Source organism: Rothia sp. HMSC065G12 (assembly GCF_001811455.1).
Taxonomy (GTDB): Bacteria; Actinomycetota; Actinomycetes; order Actinomycetales; family Micrococcaceae; genus Rothia; species Rothia dentocariosa.
Map to the genome: position 1 here is coordinate 281848 of NZ_KV804813.1, position 6232 is coordinate 288079.

Annotated in this window: 4 protein-coding genes and 1 tRNA gene; all 5 read left to right on the forward strand. The window is 57.5% G+C overall.

The window, feature by feature from the left end:
* Window positions 1-74 precede the first annotated feature (74 nt).
* The 5 genes from HMPREF2804_RS04240 (at window position 75) to HMPREF2804_RS04260 (ending at window position 6218) form a co-directional block, all read left to right on the forward strand.
* On the forward strand, window positions 75-1139 hold the full coding sequence (locus HMPREF2804_RS04240; protein WP_070627417.1) for a GNAT family N-acetyltransferase: 1065 nt from the start codon (window positions 75-77) through the stop codon (window positions 1137-1139).
* 141 nt (window positions 1140-1280) lie between these two features.
* The gene (dusB, locus tag HMPREF2804_RS04245) at window positions 1281-2447 is read left to right on the forward strand and encodes a tRNA dihydrouridine synthase DusB (protein ID WP_070449133.1); all 1167 of its coding nucleotides are present in this window, start codon (window positions 1281-1283) and stop codon (window positions 2445-2447) included.
* A gap of 110 nt (window positions 2448-2557) precedes the next feature.
* Window positions 2558-3919: a deoxyguanosinetriphosphate triphosphohydrolase gene (locus HMPREF2804_RS04250; RefSeq protein ID WP_070449131.1), complete on the forward strand. Its 1362-nt coding sequence runs from the start codon at window positions 2558-2560 to the stop codon at window positions 3917-3919.
* 106 nt (window positions 3920-4025) lie between these two features.
* On the forward strand, window positions 4026-6056 hold the full coding sequence (dnaG, locus tag HMPREF2804_RS04255; RefSeq protein ID WP_070449129.1) for a DNA primase: 2031 nt from the start codon (window positions 4026-4028) through the stop codon (window positions 6054-6056).
* An 89-nt stretch (window positions 6057-6145) separates the two neighbouring features.
* Window positions 6146-6218, forward strand: a tRNA-Asn gene (locus tag HMPREF2804_RS04260).
* The last annotated feature ends 14 nt before the right edge of the window (window positions 6219-6232 follow it).

Genomic DNA, 6232 nt, shown 5'->3' on the forward strand with positions numbered 1-6232 from the left:
TTCGACATGTACATGGGCGGGGTTCTCTGCAACAGAGAGCCCCGCCGGTATTTTCACTCAGTCACTAGGATCTGGTGCAGAACCTAGCCGATACGTACAATAGTGAGAACCCTATCCTCGCGGTGAAACCCGCGCATCCTGTGGAAGAAAGGCATCCCATGAACACCTACGAATTTCGTCCATGGCGCGAAGGCGACGATTTAGAACTTCTGCAGGTGTGGGGAGATCCGCGAAGCGAGCAGGAGGCGCAGCAGCGCGCATCGTTCGGAGAGGCCTCGGACGCACCTTTTAGCCGAACCCTTGTGGTCACCGACTCGGGTGTGCCTATCGCCGCTGGTGTGGTGACTGCGTCGCTTCTGCACCCACAACGCCTGTGGACCTATCTTGAGGTTGCCGAAGGGCACCGCCGCGCCGGGTTAGGTACCGAGCTTTTAGACCGGCTGCGTGAGATCGCCGCCGAAAACGGGCAGGTTCCGAACCTCCGCGTGAAGCTGGCACCATTTAGCACCGGCGAGGAATTTGCCCAGGCAAAGGACATGAAAATGATTCAACGCTCGCGCCTGATCCATATTGATGCGGGCGCGATTCCGCCGGTGCCCCTGCGCGAGGATGAGAACGGCAAACCCACCCAGGCAATTGAGGATTTGGCGACCGGCTCGGTTGAGCTGACCTCGAAACTCTGGGAGTTCTACCGCGATTCACATGATTGGGATGTTCCCGCCGAGGTCGGGTTAGGGACCGTAAACCGGTATTTCCTCTCGGACGAGGCACGCGCCTTCGGGGCGTTGGTACTGCGCGATAACATTCAGCAGGCTGAGAAAGAGGGGAAGAAAGGCGAAATCATTGCCTTTGCGGTGAGTTATCACCCCTTTGAGACTGACCCTGCTGCCGCGCTGGTCGATGAGAATACCTCAACTGAGGTTTTGCTCGGATATGACATGCAGAACGAAGGCGCGGTCGAGGCTATTATGCAGCTTCTTTCGCTGTTGACGGCGCAGTACCCGGTGTTGGTTGAGGTAGACGACTCGATGACTGCTCTCGTAGAGGTAACCGATGCTCTTCTGCGTGCCGGAACCGCGAGCGTGGAAGGCGACCCAACCTATATTTACGCAAGCGATTATCCGGGTGCCGCTTCCTAAAGAACAAAGTGCCCAGAAGAGGCCCTAGAAAACTCGCAGCGTGAAGGCTTGACAACCTTGCCGAACGCTGACCGGTGCGCCTGTCGTGAACCGGGGTAGGTGCATCCGTGCCGATTTGCGTGTGTATGCCACAATATAGAGGTGAATTCTGAAGCCTCCCACCTGAAATTACCGCCGCTGAACCTCGGTAAACTGACCGTTGAAACGCCTGTAGTGCTCGCCCCGATGGCGGGCGTGACGAATAAGGCGTTCCGTCGTCTGTGCCGCGAGTACGGTGGTGGATTATATGTGACCGAGATGGTGACGGCGCGCGCCCTCGTGGAACGCAAACCCGAGTCGATGCGTATTATCGAACACGACGCAGATGAGCAGATTCGTTCCATCCAGATTTACGGGGTAGACGCGGTTAACGTGGGTAAGGCTATTCGGCTGGTCGTAGAAGAAGACCGTGCGGATCATATCGACTTGAACTTTGGGTGCCCGGCGCCGAAAGTCACAAAACGCGGCGGCGGCGCGGCGCTTCCGTGGAAAACCGATCTCTTCACCGCGATTGTGCACACAGCGGTCAAAGAAGCATCGCGCAACGATATTCCCCTGACCATCAAGATGCGTAAAGGTATTGATGATGACCACATCACGTTCCTTGAATCCGCTAAGATAGCCCGGGATGCGGGTGTCGCTGCCATAGCCCTGCACGGGCGCACCGCTGCCCAACACTATTCGGGAACAGCGGACTGGGACTCCATCGCGCAGCTTCGCGAGGCGATTCCAGACGTCCCCATCTTAGGCAACGGCGATATTTTTGCTGCCGAAGATGCCGTGCGCATGGTCGAACAGACCGGTGTGGACGGCGTGGTGATTGGGCGTGGTTGCCAAGGGCGCCCGTGGCTTTTTGGCGATCTGCAGAACGCTTTTGAGGGTAGTACCGAGCGTATCCGACCTACTCTGAGTGAGGTTGCCGCAATGATTTACCGACATGCCGAGCTGCTTGTTGAGACTTTTGCGGATGAGTACAAGGGACTGCGTGAGATCCGTAAACATGTTGCCTGGTATTTCAAGGGTTACCCGGTGGGCGGTGAGTTGCGTGCCAAGATGGCGACCGTACCTGATTTAGCGACTTTCCGTGAACTGCTGGGGCAGCTTGATCACAGTATCGGGTATCCGGGGGCTGCGGTTGAAGGTTCGCGCGGCCGGGCCGGGAGCCCGAAGAAACCGCATCTGCCGGATGGGTGGCTTAATTCTCGTATTTTGGGGGATGCTGAAAGGCTGGGACTCGTGGAGGCGGAACTCGATATCTCGGGCGGATAATCGGTCGGAGTTTGTCGTAGTCTGATAAAAACATTGCGTCTGGGTGAAATAGTGCTTATATAGGTAGTAAACAATGTGCCAGACGCACCGGGAGCAGGAACGGAGGAGCGATGACTCGCATTGCCGAAGAAGGGCAGGAACGTTGGGAATGGAACCTGCCCGCAGGGTACACCCCCGACGATTCGGAACGCTGGGTGCCCGAAATACATCCGTTCCGGGATCGCACCCCCTTTGAACGCGATCGTGCACGTGTGCTTCACTCCTCTGCGCTGCGGCGTCTAGGCGCTAAAACCCAGGTCATGAACCCGGATACAGACGATTTCGTGCGTACCCGTCTCACTCATTCCCTTGAAGTCGCCCAGGTCGGGCGCGAAGTGGGCCGGATGCTCGGATGCGATCCAGACGTAGTTGATACTGCTTGCCTCTCTCATGACCTGGGGCATCCGCCCTTTGGACATAACGGTGAACGTGCCCTGAACAAGCTCGCCGCTCATATGGGCGGGTTCGAGGGCAACGCCCAAACCCTTAGGCTGCTCAGCCGCCTTGAGCCGAAAGTGATCGCCGAACATGACGTATCTGCGGGGCTGAACCTGACACGAGCATCCCTGGACGCCACCTGCAAATATCCGTGGACGCGCACAGATGCACCACGTCGCGCAAATGGCACCCAAACCCACAAATTCGGTGTTTACGAGGATGACCTGCCGGTCTTTGAATGGTTCCGCGAGGGCGCGCGTGACGCCGGGGTAGAGTCCCAGCGCAAATGCCTGGAAGCGCAGGTTATGGACCTTGCCGACGATATTTCATACTCGGTGCACGACGTTGAAGATGCAGTCTTCGGCGGGCATGTGCAGTTAGAACAGCTGCGTGAGGCGAAGCATCGGCAGGCCGTCTTCGACATGACTCGCCAATGGTATCTGCCCGCCGCTACTGACGAACAACTGGATGCGGCACTCAGCCGTTTAGAGACCCTGAACCGGTGGGTTCCGTGCATGACCGGTTCGCGCGCTTCCCTAGCCCAGTTCAAGGGACTCACCAGTAAACTCATCGGTCGTTTCGCCTGGAGCGCCGTGGAAGCAACCCGCGAACGTTATGGGCGAAACACCCCGCTAACCCGCTACAGCGCCGAACTGATCGTACCGGAAGATACCCGAGATGAAATCGCCGTCATGAAGGGGATCGCAACCGCATTCGTTATGACGGTGCGCGACGCCCAACCCCACTACGAACACCAGCACGAAATACTGGGTATCCTAGTCGAAGCACTATACGAAGATTCCCAGCGTGCATACCCTCAGTACATCGACAGCATCTTCAGAACGGACTACGCGCAGCTGGGGACTCATGACGACGACGCACGCCTGCGCCTCGTTATTGATCAAGTGGCATCCCTAACCGACAGGTCGGCGGTTGCGCTTTACACCCGCATCAACGGAACCCCCTGGATGCTGGGAGAGAAGCCCTTGTGGTAGCCGCAGCCTTCCATGCGGCAAAGACAAGACAGAGACCCCGTGCATAGACGGGCATGAAATACCTTCTAAAACTGCTATTACAGCACGGTGCAGCAGAAATGAGACGATGGCTGGACTAATCCGCAAAGAAGACATTGATGAAGTACGCGCCCGTACCGATATCCGCGAAATCGTTGAGGGATACGTAACCCTCAAAGGTGCAGGTATCGGCGCGTACAAAGGGCTGTGCCCGTTCCACGACGAACGCACGCCCTCCTTCAATGTGCGCCCGCAAATGGGCACCTACCACTGCTTCGGATGCGGAGAATCCGGTGACGTCTACTCCTTCGTCATGGCGATGGAACACACCGGGTTTACCGAAACCGTTGAACGCTTAGCGGCGCGTATCGGATACACCCTGCACTATGAAGGTGGAAACCCGCGAGACAGGTACGAAGCAAGCTTGCGCCGTCGACTTCTCGACGCACACAAAATCGCCGCAGAGTTCTTTGAACGCAGCCTCTACTCAGCGAACGCAGGGGAAGCACAACGCTTTCTCGGAGCTCGCGGGTTCGACCCAGCCGCCACCAAAACCTTCGGGGTCGGATACGCCCCCCGTGGCTGGGACAATCTGCTCAAACATCTGCGTTCCCAAGGATTTACCGATGAGGAACTGCGCGCTACCGGTATGTTTTCTGAGGGAAACCGCGGCCTCTACGACCGTTTTCGTGGGCGCATCATCTGGCCCATCCGCACCGTAGCGGGCGAAACCATCGGATTCGGGGCACGCCGTCTCTTCGACGACGACCAAGGCCCCAAATACCTCAACACCCCCGAAACGCCGCTATACAAAAAATCGCAAGTGCTTTACGGCATCGACCTCGCCAAACGTGAGATGACCAAAACCAAACAGGTCGTCATCGTCGAAGGCTATACCGATGTTATGGCGGCACATCTGGCAGGCATCAAAACCGCCGTAGCAACCTGCGGCACCGCCTTCGGTGCAGGGCACATTAAAGTGGTACGCCGCATGATCACCGATGACGGCTCCGGCGGAGAAATTATCTTTACTTTCGATGGCGATGCCGCGGGACAGAAAGCCGCGCTCGCAGCGTTTGAAGAGGATCAGCGTTTCGTGGCACAAACATACGTGGCGGTCGCCCAAGAAGGTATGGATCCGTGCGATCTTCGCCTGCACAGGGGCGATGCGGCGGTACGATCCCTTATCGCCTCTCGCCGTCCGCTCTTCGAATTCGTCATCGACACAACCCTCAAACGCTTCGACCTGACCACCCTAGAGGGGCGTGTGCTGGCGATGCGCGCCATCGCGCCCATTATCGCCGGGATCAGGGACCGCGACCTGCGCCCGGCCTATATGCGTAAAGTCTCTGGACAGCTCGGTATGGAACTTGAGGAAATACAGCGTGCGGTCGCCTACGCCCAGCGCCATCCGCAGCAGAAAAAGCGGTACGAACCGGTGGCTCAGCAGCCCCAAACGCCCCGGTATGAGCAGGTATCTGGATACGGTCAGCAGGCTCCGCAGAACTACTCAGCTCAACCGTGGAACGCATCTGCTGGAAACCCTGCGTATCAGCCAGAAGGATCCGCGAACCCCGGAAATACTATGCCAGACACTCACAGCGATACTAGCGTGGCAAATACCGCCGGGGGAGAGCCAATACTCGCCCCCGACCCTGCCGACCCCGTGGCTCGTCTCGAAAAGGCCGCACTCGAAATCGCCCTGCAGCATCCTCACTTGATGAGCGTATCCCAGTGGCAGGAATTCGCCCGCGTAGAATTCCGCTACCGTATGCACCGCGAAATTTCTCGCGGCATCATACACGCGGCCTCCACGGTAGCGCCCGCTGCCGGGGTTGAATGGCTCAACGTAGTGCGTTCCGGTACTATCGCCGAGGTACACCCCGCAATCGCCGAACTGAGTGTAGCGGCATTGCCCATAGCCCACGAAGAGCACCTCCCCAGGTTTATTGAGGGTACCCTCAACAGTCTCTTTATCCACCAGATCACCCGACAGAAATCCGACCTCATGATGCGCCTGGAGCAGCTCAGTTCGGCCTCTGACGGTGAAGAGTATGCGCACGTGCAGCGAGAGCTTTTAGAGCTTGAAATGCGCCGCAGAACACTCACAAAAAACTAGTAAGGTACATCACTATACCCTAAGTTGCGGAGGCAACAAACAGCCGGTATAGTTATTACTCGTTGCGGATAAACGCCGTAACGGGATAATCCCCCGTAGCTCAATTGGCAGAGCATTCGACTGTTAATCGAAGGGTTACTGGTTCGAGTCCAGTCGGGGGAGCTTATTAAAGGGCC